We start from the raw sequence: 16,355 nt of genomic DNA, 5'->3' as shown, positions 1-16,355 counted from the left end.
CCTATTGAACCCCTTGGGCCGGCGGCCCAAGGAACAACCCGCCGCTCGCGTCGAGGACCTGCCCGGTCACCCACCGGGCGTCGTCGGAGGCGAGGAACGCGACGACGTCGGCCACGTCCTCGGCGCGCCCGAGCCTTCGGTGCGCGGTGAGGCTCGCGATCGCCGTTGTGAGCTCCGGCGTGAAGATCTGCGCGTTGTCCGCCGTCCTGGTGGCCCCGGGCGCGACGACGTTGACCGTGATCCCACGGGGTCCGAGCTGGTGGGCGAGGGTGCGGCTCATCGTCTCGAGCGCTCCCTTGGTCATCGCGAAGGACGTCTGCGCCGGGTTGGCCATCCGGGTGGCGACCGACGAGACGTTGATGATGCGGCCACCGTCGTTGATCGGTGCCCGTTGGATGAGGAAGTACGGCGCTCTCACGTTCACCGCCATCAGATGGTCGAAGCTTTCTGGCGTGTCTGTCTCGATCGGCCCTTGGGGTGTGGTCGCCGCGTTGTTGACCAGGATGTCGAGACTGTCGATGCCTTCGAGGGCTTTGTCGACGCCCTCCATGGTCGACAAGTCGGCCTGGCCGCTGTCATGCCTTCGGACTTTGACGCCGTCTCTCTCGAGCCTCCGCGCGATCGCCGCCCCGATCCCCCGTGAGGCTCCCGTCACCAATGCCGTTTTCAAACTGTCAGTCACTACCACTTTGATAGTATCTACCACGTGAGTCTCCGAGACCGCCAGCGCGTCGAAACCCGGCTTCTGGTGCAAACGCACGCCGTCCGCCTCTTCACCGACGTCGGCTATGACGCGACCACCGTCGCCGACGTCGCCGCGGCCGCCGGCGTCTCGGCGATGACGGTCTACCGGCACTTCCCGACGAAGGAAGACCTGGTCCTCTACGACGAGTACGACCCCGTGACCGCTTCTGCCGTGCTTGGGGAGCCTGCTTCTCTTCGGCTTTCCACTCGGATCGGTCGCGCACTTTCGGAGACGGCCGCTCACGGGTCCTCGTCGGAGAAGGCGTTCCTGCTGGCGCGGCTGCGGCTGATGATCTCGGTGCCGGCGCTGCGGGCGCGGCATCTGGACAGCCAGTACGCGACGGCCGATGCGATCGTGACTGCCCTTTGCGGGCCTTCGCCGGATCCTGGCGAGGAGTTTCGGGTGCGGGCCACGGCCATGGCTTGCCTGGGGGCGGCGCATGTGGCGCTGATCCGGTGGGCCGAGACGGACGGGCAGGGAGATCTGGCGGGGTTGATTCGGGAGGCTCTGACCAGCGTCTTTGGGGCCTAACTGGCCAGCCAACCCTTGAACACCCGTGTCAACTCGCCCTTGAGGTGTTCAGGCGCGCAGTAGATGAGCGGACCTGCCAACGTACGCCCCACTCCCACTCTCGGCGCCGCCTCGATCGGAGCCACGACGAACGCCTCGCCTTCGTCGATGAGCAACGTCCTGGCCTCAACCAGATACGCCAAAGCTTGGTCGTACCCACTACGCAAGTAGTCGCCCCTGGCGGTGTACTTGCACTCGATGACCACCCCACGCCTCTTCGCGTGGTCTACCAAGAACAGGTCAGCTCCCCGAACATGACCTCGTTGAGCCAGCCCCCTGGTTGCTTCTTCATACGGTTCGGTATTCCCTGTTGTGCTCCAGATTTCCGCGGCTTCGAACCACAAGTCCCAAGCGTCGTTACCGGGAACTTCCACCCGGAACGCAGGCCCGTGTGAACGTCCAGCCAGCGGGCGGCGGCTGATCGGCCTGCACTGGAGGTCCCGCAGGACACCAAGCATCGTTCCCAGCACACAAAGATGGAAAAGCCGCCACCTGAGTTCATCGTCAGGCGTCAGCAGCTCAGCGGCGAGCCGAGCCAGGTCACTGGATTCCTCCCGGCTGAGCAGGTCAGCCAGATCCCCGACCACTCGCCAAAGTGGCCCAGCACGCCGGATCCCTTCAACCATCAGCAAGTCCGGTGGCTCGGCCTCCACACCTTGCAGTTCTGGCCTCACTGCCAGATCGTCCAGCGTCGCCAGCTGGCCTTGCACCTTCTTACCGATCGTCGGCCGCATCTCCTTGGCATGAAGGTGAACCTCGAGGAGACGCTCGATAGTCCACCGCAAGCTGCTCAACAGCTCATCGTCCACCCTGCGATGGCGAACTCGTCCCGAAAACTCGGTCGGTGGCCACCCTCGCCGGCGAGTGTCGGCCCAGTTGATGGCGCCGCGCGGAGATCGACTGCGCACCGTCTCCGCTTGGGTAGCCACCGGCAGGACCTTCAACCAGTCCTGAAGGTTCTCAGGCAATTGCTCAATGAGTGGTCGACACTGCTCGAAGAGAATGACATGAGCCCGACGCTCGACATCGTCCTTTGTCCACTCGAAGTCATCCTCACTCAGCACCGCAGCCAGACCTGCATACAGCTCGCCCTTGCCAGACCAGCTGCGGAAAAGCTCAACAAGACCGTCCTCAGGGAAGGACAGCTTCTTCGTCATCGAAGAGCCTTCAGCTGGTCCAGTACCCACACCCACTGCTCGCCCAGCACATCCCCATCGCCCAGCACGGCGCCCAACTTGCCAAGTCTGCTCCCGTCGTAACCGGACAGCCAGGACCCCATACTGGCCAAGTAGCCCTCAGCGACCAACTGCGCGAGGTCTGAGTCAGGATCTCCTAACCCTGCAGCCACGTACTCAGAAACGTCGAGAAGAGCCGCTGGCCCCATCGGATCCAAAAAGTCACCTTGGGCGGCATAAATCCGCTCCAGGATGGCGCGCAGTTGACTTCCTTGCGGCTCCGGCACCTTGCAATCACTAAGCCTGTTTGTCAGCGCTGTCGTGAATTGGTCGGCCGAAGGCGCCGACACCGGAACGTGGCCGAACCGTCGACCGAGGGCTTGACCAAACCGGAACACGCGCTGGGCATCGACCGCATTGTAGGTACCGATGAGCCGCCAGTCAGTCCCCGCCACATAGTAGATTGGTTCGTTCGACGGACTTTCCGATCGGAGACGCTCTTCACCGACTACAACGCTCCTGGGGCCTGAGCCCCAAGTGAGGATGATTGGGCTCGACCGCGGATCCGCACTGACCCGACCAACCATGACCTCCTTGCCAGAGAGCCAGGTGAGCAATCCGCCGAAGATCCTGTCTAGATCAGCGCGGTTTGCTTCGTCGAGAACCAGCCACTGGTCCTGCGCGATGGCTTCCAGCACATGACCAGGGCTGAACCGCAGGCGCCCCTGATCGTCGACCGTGTCGCCGCCGACCAGATCTCGGGTAGTCCATGACTCATCCGGTGTCACGATGAGCGGATCGTGAATGAGCCCCATCCCGAAGGCCTTGGGGCTCTTGCCAATATCATCAATGAGCTCGCCGACCAATTGCGTCTTCCCAGTACCAGGTGGCCCCACCAACATAACCGACTTGCTGGACCGCACAGACAGCCGAAGCATCCGATTGATGCGATCATCGATGGCTAGCCTATGCGCACGAGTGCGGATCTTCGGAGCTTTCACTACAACGGTTTCTAGCTGCATTCCGAAGAACGTGGCCAGCACCCCGGCGGAGGTAATCTCGGCACCCTCCTGCACGCCAACCCACTTGACGTTCCACCCAGATTCGTCTTTTCCAAGCAGAAGAGCCGCGGGTGTCTCGCTTGACCGCAGGTAGTCGCGAAGCTCGGCGACTGCCCGGTCCGTGTCAGCCAGAGGAACGACCACCGCCACAACCTCGGCGTTGTCAACCCTCGTCGATCGCCTCAGCTGGCCAGACATCTCCACGGCCCTGCTGATTTGAATTGCCGCAACACGAGTCACTCGGATGTCCGCGACACTTCCCAGGTAGTACTCGAGGCGCGAAAACTTCGTCCCGCTTGGCGAGCCTAGGTCGACCTGATCCAGGCCGTCTCGGAGCACCTTCTCAGGGGTCCATTTCTCCGCCTCAGTCATGAAACCAAAGGTACCGGCGTGCGGCCAGCACGCCCCCGCGCCACGCGCAGTGACAGCCCAGCGACTGTGCTCCCGAAAGCGACACGCTTCGCGCTACTAGTTGCGCGTACGCAACCTTCGCGCCACTACACTCAGTCGTCTGCGTCACACGGAGGGGTGGTTGTGGACGAGAACGGCCTGCACGAGCAGCTTCGTAACCTTCAGACCCAGCGGGTCGGGGGTCAGCACGCGCTCCACAAGCCCTTGTTGTTGCTCTGGCTCTTCGGCAGGTACCTCGATGAGCGTTCCTCTGAGACAAGCTTCGAAGCCGCAGAAGGCCCCCTTGACCGCTTGATTGATCGGTTCAGCTTGCGCAAGGTGCCTGCCTCGCAGCCCTTCTGGGAGCTCGAGCGGACGCTATGGACTCCGACAACAGAAGGCGGGTCGCTCATCGCCGATACTCCCCACTCGGCGAAGTGGTTGCGAGATAATGGAGCACAGGGCAGTCTCAGGGACGAAGTAGTGAATGTCCTCGACGAACCACGTGGCATCTTCACTGCAGCCGACGTGCTCTACGAGTACTTCGCCCCCGACGTCGTCGACACCCTCCGCAGCGCAGTCCGACTCGTCCCGCCAGTGTTTTTCCGCCCTGCCGCGCTGAAACGTGAGGCACCCACAACGACCACGAGGTTGCCGCAGGCACGGCGGACCAAGAGCCGCGAAGTGCCTATCGAGTTTGAACGGTCAGTCCGCAATGCGGTCTTCAAGTGGCTCGAAGACTTGACGGCCCAGAACGGTGGCCCGATCCCGTTCGCACAAATGGCCAACTTCATCTTCGATGGCACGCGCATCCCAATCCTCAACCCCCAGTCCGGCATTCACAAGCCAGCAAAACTCGGTAGCGCCCTGTCAATCAAAACGGTCTACCGACGACCAACCGAAGAACGTCCCTACGAGGACGAGCTGGACGAAAGTGGTCGAATTCTTCGCTACAAGTATCGAGGCGAGGACCCACTCCATTCCGACAACGTCGCTCTCCGGAACGCGATGGAGCGGAAGCTTCCACTGTTCTGGCTCAAGGGAGTCGACCCCCACGCGAACTACGAGACACACTTCCCCCTGTGGCTCACGGCAGAGCGGCCGGAGCAGCATCTCTTCGAGGTGTCGTTCGAAGGACCGCCGAAGGACTAGCCGTCCACACTCTGATCGATGCACCACAAAGGCGTTGCATCGCAGCAAGTGTTGAGTCATAGTTAACGCACTCAACCACGCACAGGAGCAGCCATGATGCACATGCACGAGCGGAAGACGCAGCTTCGGCAATCAGCCGCCGCGTCCATCGCCGTATGTCCGTCACGCCGCTCCTGGCGACGTTCATGCCAGTCTGGCCAACGAGTTCTGGCCCGCGAGGGCTCCCCATCATGACGCCATAGCGTGCGTGATGCCAGGGAGCCGCCCATCGGGAAACCGATCCGGGCGGTTTCTCTTTTTGGTATGCCCGAAAGCAATTCTTCTATCGGCGAACTGGGGAAGCGGAACGGCCTCCAAAACCGTATCCAGGGGGTTCGACTCCCTCCGCCGGTGCTTGACGCTGCCCATTTCAGCGCGAACTTTGATAACCGAAGACTTTTTCCCAAGCTTGTCCCCGTCGCCGCAAGAGGCAGCCAGGACGAGCGCCGGTGGAGGCGTGCACTCGTCTCCACCTCGCCCTTGTAGCTCAGGTGGACAGAGCGCCGCATTACGGATGCGGAGGTCCCAGGTTCGAGTCCTGGCAGGGGCACAGATCGGTGTGTCCGAGGGGGATACACCGGTCGACGGATACAAGGCAGCGCAGTAAGGAGGATTGGCCGAGCCCGGTAAGGCAACCGTCTTGAAAACGGTGGTCGGCGTGAGAGCGCCCGCGCAGGTTCGAATCCTGCATCCTCCGCAAGCCCTCGTGGTCCAACGGATACGACGCCGGCGTCCGAAGCCGGGAACGCAGGTTCGACTCCTGCCGGGGGCGCGGTGACCGAACTTGACCCACTTCACGACGGTCGTGCGGCGGTCTGCAAAGCCGTTGGACTCCGGGTTCGACTCCCGGGTGGGTCTCCACAAGAACCGCCGACCGGGCGACGGTGTTGCGCTCGCGGGACCAGAGTTTCACCGACGCAAGTCTGTGCGCTACCTTCGGACATACGTTCGAACGGGAGGTCGTGTGTCCCTGAAGAAGCTCACAAGTAGCGACGCCGTGACCGAGGCATTACGGCAGTCCGATGCAGTCGACCTCGGAACCTCCGCGCCAGGGGACGGTTCCTATCGGGGCTACCTCCTCGAGTTCGAAGGCAAGTACTACCACCCAGAGAGGGTCGCTAGTGTCGCCTACGGCGTCCAATATCCAGACCGCAGCATCCTCCCTCCTGCTGAGTTCAACAAGACTGCCGCTAACGTCGCGCTGCACTTCGAGCGGCTGAACTTCACGATCGCCACGACCGCTAAGTTGCGGCCACCGAGGGTGGAAGACGCGTACCCCAACCGGACCGCCATTTACAACGCCTATGGCGGCAACAAGATAGCCGGGATCATCAAGTTTCCGCGCGACACTGTCGTCAACGCCTTCTCAGATGAGGAAGGACCGTACGCGGACGAACCGCCAAGCATGGTGGAGCCGTTCGAGTACCGCGGCGAGGGACAGTACGGCGACCAAGACCTGGACGTACCAGGCAACAAGATGCTCGATGAAGCCCGCAAGAATTCTCGCGCAGTGCGGTACTGGTATCGCCCCTCGGGCGGTCCCTTCAAGTTCGTCACGTGGGTGGCAGTTCTCAACCGGGCGCAGGTGTGGTCTCCAGATGAGAACAAGGAAATACGCCTCGAGTACACGTTTCAGATGATGGCGGTCCCTGGCCCCGAACCGAGCACGTGGCCGCCCGATGTGCACGCACTGCTCGACGATCGGGAGATCAAAGACACTTCCCTGCCGAAACCGCTAGCGCCGGGGGCCAGTAAGAAGGATCGACAGAAGACTTATCAGGAGTACCTTCGAGTCATCGGTGATCCGAAGGATGACGAAGGCGAGTCTGAGCCAACCAGGCGAGGTCGCAACCACTACCGCCGCAGCGTCAAGTCACGCCTGGCAGTGCTCGCTCGCGCCAACAACGAGTGCGAAAACGACCGGTGCACTGGCATGCCAGGAGACACCAAGCCCAACGGCGACGCGATCCTCGAAGTTGACCACCTTGACGATCGGGCGCTCGGTGGCTCTGATCACCCCACAGACATGATCGCCCTGTGCCCCAACTGTCACACCGCGAAAACCTACGGGCTTAATCGAGCCTCTCTCAAAAGGCACCTTCGGGCCAGGATCGCTGCAATGCACCGCTAGGCAGCTAGCTGTCCACACTGGACAGACAAAAAGGCCCTCCCGCGAACGGGAGGGCCTTAGTGCTGTCTCAACCAGACGTGCGCCCGAAGGGATTCGAACCCCTGACCTTCTGATCCGTAGTCAGATGCTCTATCCAGCTGAGCTACGGGCGCTTGTTCAGTTTTCAATCTAGCACCTGCCGGAACAGGTGCCAGCGGAGGCTCCGGGATTTGAACCCGGGAGGGGGGGTTACCCCCAACCGCATTAGCAGTGCGGCGCCATAGACCAGACTAGGCGAAGCCTCCCAGGTCGAACGACCACTGCCCAGATAGGTTACACACCCCGCGAACCCCCGCGAAAGGGACCCCCCTTAGATCCGTTGCAACGCTCTGAGCAGCAGCGGAGAGCGTCCGCCGAGTCCCTCGGCTTCGAAGACGGCGACGCCGACTCGGGGTAGGTCGCGGGCCGAGGGGTACGCCAAGTAGCGCGGGACCCAGCGGGGCTGGAACTTCGCGTTGAAGCGGTAGAGGGTTTCGATCTGGATCCAACGTGAGAAGAATCGCAGCGTCCGGGCGGACAGGCGGGCGACGGGGCCGGCGCCGATGCGTTGGCCTTGTTCCAGGACGGCGCGGAAGGCGGCGAAGTTCAGGGAGACGTGGTCGGCGGGGGTCGTCAGGAGCAGTTCGGAGATCATCAGCTCGTTGATGCCGTTGTCGGCGCTCCGGTCGCGGCGCATGACGTCCATCGAGAGGCCCTTTTCGCCCCACGGGACGAACTGGAGGACTCCGCGCACCTTCCCGTCGTGCTCGGCGGTGACCAGGACCGAGCCCGGATCGCCCATGCGGCCGAGCGCCATCGAGAAGCCGCGTTCGGTGTCGGTGCCGCGCCAGGTGGCGGCGAGGGCGCGGAGTTCGTCGAGTTCCGCGGGAGGCAGGTCTTCGGCCTTGCGAACGCGGACGGTGTAGCCGGCTCGCTTCGTGCGCGAGACGGCTTGGCGGACGCCGCGCATGACGCGCCCTTCGAGGGTGAAGGTCGCTGTGTCGACGACGGCTTCGTCGCCGATCTCCAGCACCTCCAGGCCGAAGCGTGCCCAGACGGTCGCGCCCAGTTCCGAGCAGCCCATGGTCGCCGGGGTCCACGCGTACCGCCGGCAGACGTCCAGGTACTCCTCGATCGCGCCCGGCCACGCTTCCGGGTCGCCGAGTGGGTCCGCCGAGCACAGCGCGACACCGGCGATCACGCGATACGTCACCGCGGCCTTCCCCGACTTCGAGAAGACGACGAACTTGTCCCTGCGCAGCGCGAAGTACCCCAGCGAGTCCCGTTCGCCCACCAGCGCCCTGAGCCGCTCGATCTCGTCGTCGGTCAGCTCCGGCGCGGGTTCGGCCGAGCGGAGCATGAAGTACGCGGCCAGCAGCACGGCGCCGATGCCGAACAGCAGGCCGACAGCCGCCGACAGGTCCTCCAGCCACAGCGAGTGGAACTCCGCCGGGCCGCTGACGCCGACCAGGGCCAGGACCGACTGCGACAAGCGATCACCGACACTCGAGTGGGCCAGCGCGACCGACAGCAGCACGAAGTTGATCGCGACCCCGGCCACCGTCAGTTGCAGGAAGACCCGGACCGCGCGCCACCTTCCGGTCACCGGATCGGGGAGCGCGATGAAGTGGCGCCGCGTTGCGATCAGGGCGATCAGCAGCGCGAGCGAGACGAGGCCGGCGCCGAGGACGTGCCGCAGGCCGAGATGCGACACGGTGAGCAGGACCGCGGCGGCGACCGCCAGTTGCCAGGCTCGCCGCTTCCGCCGTTTGAGGCCGGCGGCGAGCAACACCAGCAGCACACCGGTCACCAGCGCGACCGTCGCCGCGCCGACCGTGGCCTCGTGCGGCAGTTCCAGCCATTCGGCGACGCGTCCGCGCAGGGTGCGCCGCCCGGCCGGGACCAGCACCGAGACCAGGGCCAGCAGTCCGGCCAGCCGCGTCACCCAGGTGACCACCACCACCGAGGTGGCACCCGCCACCCGCCACGCGCCCGCCAAGTCCCGCTCCTGGATTCAGCTCCCTGCCAGCTCCACGAACGGTACAAGGGCGTCGGGGTTCAAGAGCGCATCCCGGCTGACGGCGCGGTCAGGTGAAACCCCCGAAAGGATCTTCTTGACCGGAACCTCGCATTTCTTGCCGTTGAGCGTGCGGGGCACCGCGCTCACCGGGATGAACCGGTCGGGCACGTGCCGCGGCGAGAGGGCCCCTCGCAGTTCCTTGCGCAGGGCGGGCTCGATGTCGTCGAGCGAGACACCGTCGGCCAGGACGAGGAAGCACAGCAGTTGCCCGTTCTCGTTCCCCGCCGCCGAAGTGTCGATCACCAGCGAGTCCGCGACCTGGTCGAACGCCTCGACGACCCGGTAGAACTCCGCCGTGCCCATCCGGACGCCGCCGCGATTGAGCGTCGAGTCGCTGCGCCCGTAGATGACCGCGGAGCCGCGGCCGGTGATCCGGATCCAGTCGCCGTGCCGCCAGATCCCGGGGTACATCTCGAAATACGCCTCGCGCAGCCGCGATCCGTCCGGGTCGTTCCAGAAGAACACCGGCATCGACGGCATCGGCTCGGTGATCACCAGCTCGCCGACGGTCTCCACCACCGGTTTCCCGTCCTCGTCGAACGCGGCGACGGCGACGCCGAGTGCACGCACCGAAAGCTCGCCCAGCCAGACCGGGACGTCCGGGGCCGACGCGACCAACGCGGCGCACAGGTCCGTACCGCCGGACACCGAACAGATCTGGACGCGTTTGCCGACCTCGTCGACGATCCACCGGAAGCCCTCGACGCTCAGCGGTGCCCCGGTGGATCCCAAGACGCGCAACGCGGTGAGGTCGTAGCGCTCCGCCGGCTTGATCCCGGCTTTCAGACAACTCTGGATGTACGGCGCCGACGTGCCGAAGTAGGTGACGCGGTGCTGTTCGGCCAGATGCCACAAGACGGTGAGGTCCGGGCTGCCGGGGCTGCCGTCGAAGAGCACGATCGTGGTCCCGGTCAGCAGGCCGGAGACGAGGAAGTTCCACATCATCCAGCCGGTGGTGGTGAACCAGAAGAACCGGTCGCCCGGGCCGAGATCGTTTTGCAGCGCGAGGGCTTTGAGGTGTTCGAGGGTGATGCCGCCGTGCCCGTGGACGATGCCCTTCGGCAGGCCGGTGGTCCCTGACGAGTACAGGATCCACAGCGGGTGCCCGAATTCGACGGGCTCGAAGGCCAGTTCCGCGCCTTCGTTGTCGGCGAGCAGCTTGTCCCAGTCGAGGGTGCCGTCGAGGCGGCCGCCCACGTAGTCGATGAGCACGGTCGCTTCGAGCGTGGAAATCTCGTCCCGTAACGAGTTCACCGTCGAACGGCTGTCGAACCACCGTCCATTGTAGACGTACCCGTTGACCGCGATCAGCACTTTCGGCTCGATCTGCACGAAGCGATCGGTGATCGCGCGGACCCCGAAGTCCGGCGAGCACGACGACCAGACGGCGCCGAGGCTCGCGGTGGCGAGGAAGGCGATGAGCGTCTGCGGACAGTTCGGGGCCAGCGCGACGACTCTGTCCCCTTTGGACACTCCCAGTTTCCGCAGGCCCTCGCGAGCCGCGGCGACGGCGGAACGCAAGGCACCGAAGGTCAGTTGCGAAGAGAGGCCGTCTTCTCGGTGGAAGAGCACGGCGATCTCGTCGTCGGCCTTAGCGGCGCCCGCGACGCCGGACATGAGCGAGTGCTCGGCGTAGTTCAGCGTGCCGCCCTCGAACCACCGGGCGTCCGGCATCTCGCCGGTGAGCACCTCGCCGGGCTGATCGTGCCAGCGCAGGCCGAGGAATTCGCCGACGGCCGACCAGAACTCCGGGCCGCGCCGCACGGAGAACTCCCACAACTCGTTGTAGTCGTCGACTTCCACGCCGCGTTCGGTGCGCAGCCACTGGCGGAACGCGTCGATCTTGGTGTCGGACAGGCGGCTCGGCTCGGGGCGCCAGAGCACTTCCGGGGTGTCGGCGGTGTGCGTCACTCCGCGAACTTAACCCTCGTTAACCTGCTTGGCGAGCCCCCGTGAACAGCTCGTACGCCATCGTCTTGAGGCGAGCCGCGTCCAGCGGCGTGACCGTGAGCCATCCTCGATCGCGACGAAGCCCGTACCGGCCGTCGGGGGTGTCCACCCAGGTCAGCGTGCCTTCTCCGCGCACCCAGCGGCCCTCCCACGACTTCCTGGCCGCGCCGAGGCGTCCGCTGCCGATCCGCTGCGTCGCGATCCGGACCATCACGATGACCTCGGGTTCGCGCAGCCCGGCGTCGCGCAGGACGTCGGAGAAAGCCGGCTGCCCGCCGCGCTCCCCCGCCTCGCACGCGGCCGTGTAGTCGTCGACGCGCAGGTTGACCGAAAGGCCCCGCCCCTGCTCGCACGGCGGCAACGCCTGCAGCAGGGTCGCGGCGACGAGCGGTTCCCGCAGTGCCGACAACTCGACGTCGGCGCCGGCGACACCGATCGCGACGGCGCCGCGATCGGACACGCAGCCGACGGCCCGGTACCCGGGATCGCCGTCGAGGCGCAGGTCCAGTGTCAGTTCACTGTTCGCGAGGGTGTGCAGCAGCCCGACCAGTTCCGGCGCGGGGGCCTCCACCGTGCCGAGGCCGCGTTCGGACAGCGTCCGGCTCGCCGTGGCGACCAGTTCCGCCCGGAACTCCGGCGTCCGCCCGACGTGCGGGACCTCCAATACCGCGGGCAGTTCGTCGCGTCCGTGCGCCGACCACAGGAAGAAGAGCTCGCCGATGTGCAGGCGGATCCAGTCCATCAGCGGCCGCCTCTCGGGTCTTCGCCGATGACCGGCGGGGTCACGTGCCCGCTGAGACCCCAGACGTCGGAATCCTCGACGAGGTAGCCCGGCGCTTTGTGTTCTTCCTCGTCCTGACGTCCTTGTTGCGGCGCCATGCCCATCGGCATCCCGCCGAAGCCGCCCATGCCCGCGGCGGCGGCCCGTGTCCCGGCGACTTGGCCGGGCTGTCCCGACGGACCGAAGCCGCCGACGCCGGATCGGCCGCCCTGTCCGAGCTGCTCCTGGGTTCCGCCGGTGGCGCCGGGCGGCGGCGGTACGAAGGCGCCGCTGCTCGCGCCGGGCGTCCGCGGCGCCTCGACCGACTCGCGCACCTGGATCGGGGCGGCGTCTTCGGCACCGCTGCTGCTTGTCGAGTCGTCCGGCGGCGGAACCGGTTCCGGCTCGGGCTCGGGCTTCGGCCGCGGCTCCGGTTCTTCGGGCGTCTTGAGGAGCCGCGGCTGCTTGCCGTACGAAGTGAAGCGAGGGACGGTCTCGTAGACCTCGCCGGAGTTCCGCTGCATCCGCGTCATCACGTCGGCGGCCTGGCGGTGCGCGTCCTGCGAGCTCTCGTCGGTGGGTTCGGCGACGATCCGGCCGGCCTCCGCGAAGCCGGGATTCGAGGGCGCCGACGCCGACATGGCCTGCGTCGAATCGGAGACCGGGATCGGACGGCGTCTCGGCGGCTCCGGCACCTTGGGCCGGGGGGCGGTTCCCGGCGGCTCGGGCATCGTGCGCCGCGCGGTTTCGGCGATGTCCGCCTGGCGGCGTACGCAGTTCGCGACGTTCTCCGCGCGCCAGCCTGTCTCGTCGGCCCAATCGACGAGCTTGATCGCGGCGTCACGCGCCCTGTCCGCGCCTTCGCCCGTCCAGCCGTCGGCGGTGGCGACGATGGCCGCCTTGAGCTCGGAAGCGGCCTTGTCCAGGAACGCGCCGATCTTCGACCACTGCGCGGCGACGGCTTCCGCGCTCGCCAGGTCCAGCTCGTTGTGGACCATCTCGTAGAGCTCGCGATGCGAGTAGCTCATCCAGTCGATGTCAGCACGGAGATGATCAGGGCCGGGTTGCGGCTCGGGCTCGGGCGGCGGCCACGGCGAGGGCAAGATGCGCATCAGTGCTCGTCCTTCCGCTCTTGGTCGACCATGTCCTCGAGGTCGAACCGGCGGGCGACCTTTTCGAGCTGCTCCTGGCCCTCCTCGTCCGCGGCGACGTACATCTTGCGCGCCGCCATCACGGTGAGCTGGAAGTCCTTGAGCACCACGGCGAAGTCGCCGAGGACGGGCACGGCGGCTTCGGTCCCCTCGGTCGCCGCGCCCTGGAAACGTTCGCTCATCGTGTGCCCGACGAAGTTGTCGCCCAGTTTCAAGGGCGCCTTGAACTCCGTCGAGTCCTTGATCAGCGCGTTGAGCTCGTGACGCGCTTTGAGCAGCGCGTCGACGAGCTTCTTGGCGGCGTCCTCGGTGACCTTGACGGTCCCCTTCTTGGCAGCGGTCTTGGTGTCCCGGATCTGACCCGCCACCGGCGCCAAGGCCGGCGCCGAAGCTCCGAACGCGTCCTGTGGCGTCACGGGCACCTTGGGTGACTGTGCCATTCGACCCTCCCCTGTCACATCTCAGGGGAATGTTAGCGCGAATGGAGTCAGCGTAGGTGGGCGTCGAACCAATTCAACGTGCGCTGCCAGGCCTCCGCGGCCGCGTCCGGGTCGGCGTCGAAGCGGTGGTTGGCGCCCGGGTAGTGGACGACGTTCGTCGCGACGCTCGCCGTCGCCGCCGCGTCACGCAGCTGCTCGACCTCGACACCTCCGGCCTCGTCGCCCGAGTCGCCGTACATGCCGAGCCACGGGCTGGTGAGCCGTCCCGCGATCTCGACGAGGACCGGCAACCCGGTGACGCCCTGCCCGCCGACGCTGACCGCCGCGCCCAGCCTGCGGTTCGACGCCACGACCAGAGCCGCCGTCCCGCCGAGGTCGAAACCGACGACACCGACGAGATCCGCCTCGACACCGCGCTCACCGAGCCAGGCGAGCGTCGCGTCGGTGGCTTCGAGCAGATCCTGCTGAGTGAGGTTGTCGCGATCGAGATGCGGGGTGACGGTGAGCCAGCCTTCGCCGGCGAGACCCGCCAGGAGCAGGCCCAAACCCTCTTCGACCTCTTCGGCCTCTTCATGCAACACCACGAGTCCGCCGCGGACGACGCCTTCCGGCTCGGCGAAGGTCAGGCGCAGCGTGTGGCCGTCGGCGTGCTGGTGTTCCACGGTGGTCGTCAGGGTCATTCCTCCATCAGACCACTCTTAGGTAAATATTCGGGGCTTGCCGTTGCGCGGGAGGATACGGTGTCGGAGCCGTCCCCCAGACGTAGGAGCGCCGAAGATGTCCCCTGTTTCGCCGCGTGCGGATCTCGAATCGTTGCCGAAGTACGTCCCTGGCCGGACAATCCAGGGTGCGATCAAGCTTGCGAGCAACGAGGTTCCCGGCGGACCCTTGCCGAGTGTGGCGCAGGCCATAGCCGAGACGGCGCAGGGCATCAACCGGTACCCGGACATCACCGCGTCCGCGCTCGTCGAGCGGCTGGCCCGCGAACTGGACGAGCCGATCGAGCGGATCGCCATCGGCTGCGGTTCGGTTTCCCTTTGCCAGCAAATGATCCAGGCCCTGTGCGAACCGGGTGACGAGGTCGTCTTCCCGTGGCGTTCGTTCGAGGCGTATCCGATCGTCACGCAGGTCGCAAACGCCGTCAGCGTGAAGGTGCCGCTGACAGCCGAGCATGGGTTGGATTTGGAGGCGATGCTCGCCGCCATCACGCCGAAGACGCGGCTGGTCTTCGTGTGCAACCCCAACAACCCGACCGGGACGGTCCTGCGGCGCGCGGAACTGGAGCGCTTCCTCGACGCCGTGCCCTCGGGCGTGCTCGTCGTGCTCGACGAGGCGTACAAGGAGTTCGTGACCGACGTCGAGGTGCCGGACGGCGTCGAGCTGGCGCGCGGCAGGGACAACGTCGCCGTGCTGCGGACTTTCTCGAAGGCGTACGGCCTCGCCGGTCTCCGCGTGGGTTACGCGGTGGCGCCGGAAGCGATCACCGTCGCGCTGAAGCAGGTGTACGTCGCGTTCTCGGTGAACCTGATCGCCCAGGCCGCGGCCATCGCCTCCCTCGACGCGGCGGATGAGCTGCTGGAGCGCTGCAAGGAGATCATCTCGGAACGCACCCGCGTCCGGGATGCCCTGGTGGCCAAGGGTTACGAGGTTCCGGAGACGCAGGCGAACTTCGTCTGGCTGCCGTTGGGCGAGCGGACGACGGCGTTCGCGGAGCACGCGCTGGAGCGGAAGCTGATCGTGCGCCCGTTCGCGGGCGAAGGCGCGCGAGTGACCATCGGGACGCCTGAGGAGAACGACCTCTTCCTCGAAGCGGCCGGGTCTTTCCCGCGCTGACAAGCACTTCGGGGAAGCCCGTACTCCGTTCGCGGGGTGCGGGCTTCCCTATTTGAGGAGCAGCTGCACCATCGCGGCGACACCGACCACGACGATCACGCCCCGCAGCACTGTCGGCGACAGTTTGCGGCCGATCTTCGCGCCGATCTGGCCGCCGATCGTCGACCCGACCGCGAGCAGCGCGACCACGGGCCAGCTGACCGGCGCGGTGAAGGCGTAGATCGCGCCCGCGACGATGTTCACGACGGCGGAGAGCGCGTTCTTGACGCCGTTGAGCCGCTGCAGCGATTCGGACATCAGCATGCCCATCACGGCGACCATCATCACGCCCTGCGCGGCCGTGAAGTATCCGCCGTAGATGCCGATCAGGAAGATCAGGAACAGCAGGAGCGGCCCGATCTTGTGGACCTTCCCGTTCTCCTCGCGGCGCTTCGCGACCCAGGCGGCCACTCGCGGCTGGACGATCACCAGCACCACCGCGAGCCCGACCAGCGCGGGCACGATGGTCTCGAAGGCGTCCTTCGGCAGCGAGAGCAGCAAGATCGTCCCGCAGATCGCGCCGAGGAACGACGCGACGGCGAGTTTCGCGACCTCGGGCCAGTAGCCCTTGAGCTCATGGCGATACCCGATCGCCCCGCTGACCGTTCCGGGGGCGAGGCCGATCGCGTTGGACGTCGTCGCCGTCAGCGGCGAGTAGCCGAGCGCGACCAGGACGGGGAAGGTCACCAGCGTGCCCGAGCCGACGACCGTGTTGATCGTGCCCGCCCAAAGCCCCGCGACGAAGATCAGGACCGCGTGCCACCACGTCATAAAGCACTCACTCGCGCACCATAAGCACCGTTACCTCCTTTCGCGCTCTG

General features: G+C 66.0%; 14 protein-coding genes and 6 tRNA genes. 8 read left to right on the top strand and 12 right to left on the bottom strand.

The genetic code is table 11. The features are described 5' to 3' along the window. Position 1 precedes the first annotated feature (1 nt). Positions 2-682 (bottom strand): SDR family oxidoreductase, encoded by a 681-nt coding sequence (locus HDA45_RS22595; protein ID WP_184898428.1) that lies wholly within the window; start codon positions 680-682, stop codon positions 2-4. A gap of 24 nt (positions 683-706) precedes the next feature. On the opposite strand from HDA45_RS22595, the gene HDA45_RS22590 reads away from it, so the two are divergent. Then, complete coding sequence (locus HDA45_RS22590; RefSeq protein ID WP_184898426.1) at positions 707-1,276, top strand: TetR family transcriptional regulator; 570 nt, start codon at positions 707-709, stop codon at positions 1,274-1,276. On the opposite strand, the gene HDA45_RS22585 is transcribed toward HDA45_RS22590, so the two are convergent. Further along, on the bottom strand, positions 1,273-2,472 hold the full coding sequence (locus tag HDA45_RS22585; protein ID WP_184898424.1) for a hypothetical protein: 1,200 nt from the start codon (positions 2,470-2,472) through the stop codon (positions 1,273-1,275). The genes HDA45_RS22590 and HDA45_RS22585 overlap by 4 nt on opposite strands. Continuing rightward, positions 2,469-3,923, bottom strand: a complete 1,455-nt coding sequence (locus HDA45_RS22580) for an AAA family ATPase (RefSeq protein ID WP_184898422.1) — start codon at positions 3,921-3,923, stop codon at positions 2,469-2,471. The genes HDA45_RS22585 and HDA45_RS22580 overlap by 4 nt, the downstream gene beginning before the upstream one ends. Positions 3,924-4,085: 162 nt before the next feature. Here HDA45_RS22580 and HDA45_RS22575 point away from each other — a divergent pair, with 162 nt between their 5' ends. The 6 genes from HDA45_RS22575 (at position 4,086) to HDA45_RS22550 (ending at position 7,263) form a co-directional block, all read left to right on the top strand. Then, on the top strand, positions 4,086-5,093 hold the full coding sequence (locus HDA45_RS22575) for a phosphorothioated DNA-binding restriction endonuclease family protein (RefSeq protein WP_184898420.1): 1,008 nt from the start codon (positions 4,086-4,088) through the stop codon (positions 5,091-5,093). A 515-nt stretch (positions 5,094-5,608) separates the two neighbouring features. Beyond that, a tRNA-Arg gene (locus HDA45_RS22570) sits at positions 5,609-5,682 on the top strand. Positions 5,683-5,739: 57 nt separating this feature from the next. After that, positions 5,740-5,829 (top strand) — tRNA-Ser (locus HDA45_RS22565). Positions 5,830-5,832: 3 nt separating this feature from the next. Further along, positions 5,833-5,904: transfer RNA gene (locus tag HDA45_RS22560), tRNA-Arg, on the top strand. 14 nt (positions 5,905-5,918) lie between these two features. Further along, positions 5,919-5,993, top strand: a tRNA-Cys gene (locus HDA45_RS22555). A gap of 103 nt (positions 5,994-6,096) precedes the next feature. Further along, on the top strand, positions 6,097-7,263 hold the full coding sequence (locus HDA45_RS22550) for an SRA domain-containing endonuclease (protein WP_184898418.1): 1,167 nt from the start codon (positions 6,097-6,099) through the stop codon (positions 7,261-7,263). A 78-nt stretch (positions 7,264-7,341) separates the two neighbouring features. Here HDA45_RS22550 and HDA45_RS22545 read toward each other — a convergent pair. The 8 genes from HDA45_RS22545 to HDA45_RS22510 all read right to left on the bottom strand — a co-directional run bounded on the left by HDA45_RS22545 (position 7,342) and on the right by HDA45_RS22510 (position 14,342). Next, positions 7,342-7,415: transfer RNA gene (locus HDA45_RS22545), tRNA-Arg, on the bottom strand. A gap of 42 nt (positions 7,416-7,457) precedes the next feature. Beyond that, a tRNA-Ser gene (locus HDA45_RS22540) sits at positions 7,458-7,547 on the bottom strand. 65 nt (positions 7,548-7,612) lie between these two features. Further along, complete coding sequence (locus tag HDA45_RS22535; RefSeq protein WP_184905923.1) at positions 7,613-9,262, bottom strand: phosphatidylglycerol lysyltransferase domain-containing protein; 1,650 nt, start codon at positions 9,260-9,262, stop codon at positions 7,613-7,615. 33 nt (positions 9,263-9,295) lie between these two features. Further along, a complete protein-coding gene (locus HDA45_RS22530) occupies positions 9,296-11,272 on the bottom strand; it encodes an acetoacetate--CoA ligase (protein ID WP_184898416.1) in 1,977 nt (658 codons plus the stop codon). Between the two features lie 19 nt (positions 11,273-11,291). Beyond that, the gene (locus tag HDA45_RS22525) at positions 11,292-12,053 is read right to left on the bottom strand and encodes an ESX secretion-associated protein EspG (RefSeq protein WP_184898414.1); all 762 of its coding nucleotides are present in this window, start codon (positions 12,051-12,053) and stop codon (positions 11,292-11,294) included. Continuing rightward, positions 12,053-13,183, bottom strand: a complete 1,131-nt coding sequence (locus tag HDA45_RS22520; protein WP_184898412.1) for a PPE domain-containing protein — start codon at positions 13,181-13,183, stop codon at positions 12,053-12,055. The genes HDA45_RS22525 and HDA45_RS22520 overlap by 1 nt, the downstream gene beginning before the upstream one ends. Next, positions 13,183-13,662 carry a hypothetical protein gene (locus HDA45_RS22515; RefSeq protein WP_246480761.1) on the bottom strand — a complete coding sequence of 160 codons (480 nt, stop codon included), beginning with the start codon at positions 13,660-13,662 and terminating at the stop codon, positions 13,183-13,185. The genes HDA45_RS22520 and HDA45_RS22515 overlap by 1 nt, the downstream gene beginning before the upstream one ends. A 47-nt stretch (positions 13,663-13,709) precedes the next feature. Next, positions 13,710-14,342 (bottom strand): dienelactone hydrolase family protein, encoded by a 633-nt coding sequence (locus HDA45_RS22510; RefSeq protein WP_184898410.1) that lies wholly within the window; start codon positions 14,340-14,342, stop codon positions 13,710-13,712. Between the two features lie 97 nt (positions 14,343-14,439). Here HDA45_RS22510 and hisC point away from each other — a divergent pair, with 97 nt between their 5' ends. After that, on the top strand, positions 14,440-15,495 hold the full coding sequence (hisC, locus tag HDA45_RS22505) for a histidinol-phosphate transaminase (RefSeq protein ID WP_184898408.1): 1,056 nt from the start codon (positions 14,440-14,442) through the stop codon (positions 15,493-15,495). A 48-nt stretch (positions 15,496-15,543) separates the two neighbouring features. Here hisC and HDA45_RS22500 read toward each other — a convergent pair whose 3' ends face one another. After that, positions 15,544-16,305 (bottom strand): sulfite exporter TauE/SafE family protein, encoded by a 762-nt coding sequence (locus HDA45_RS22500; RefSeq protein ID WP_184898406.1) that lies wholly within the window; start codon positions 16,303-16,305, stop codon positions 15,544-15,546. Positions 16,306-16,355: the final 50 nt, after the last annotated feature.

Origin of the sequence: Amycolatopsis umgeniensis (assembly GCF_014205155.1) — a bacterium.
Classification (GTDB): domain Bacteria; phylum Actinomycetota; class Actinomycetes; order Mycobacteriales; family Pseudonocardiaceae; genus Amycolatopsis; species Amycolatopsis umgeniensis.
The sequence above is the reverse complement of the archived record's forward strand: the minus strand, read 5'-3'. Positions and strand labels throughout refer to the sequence as shown.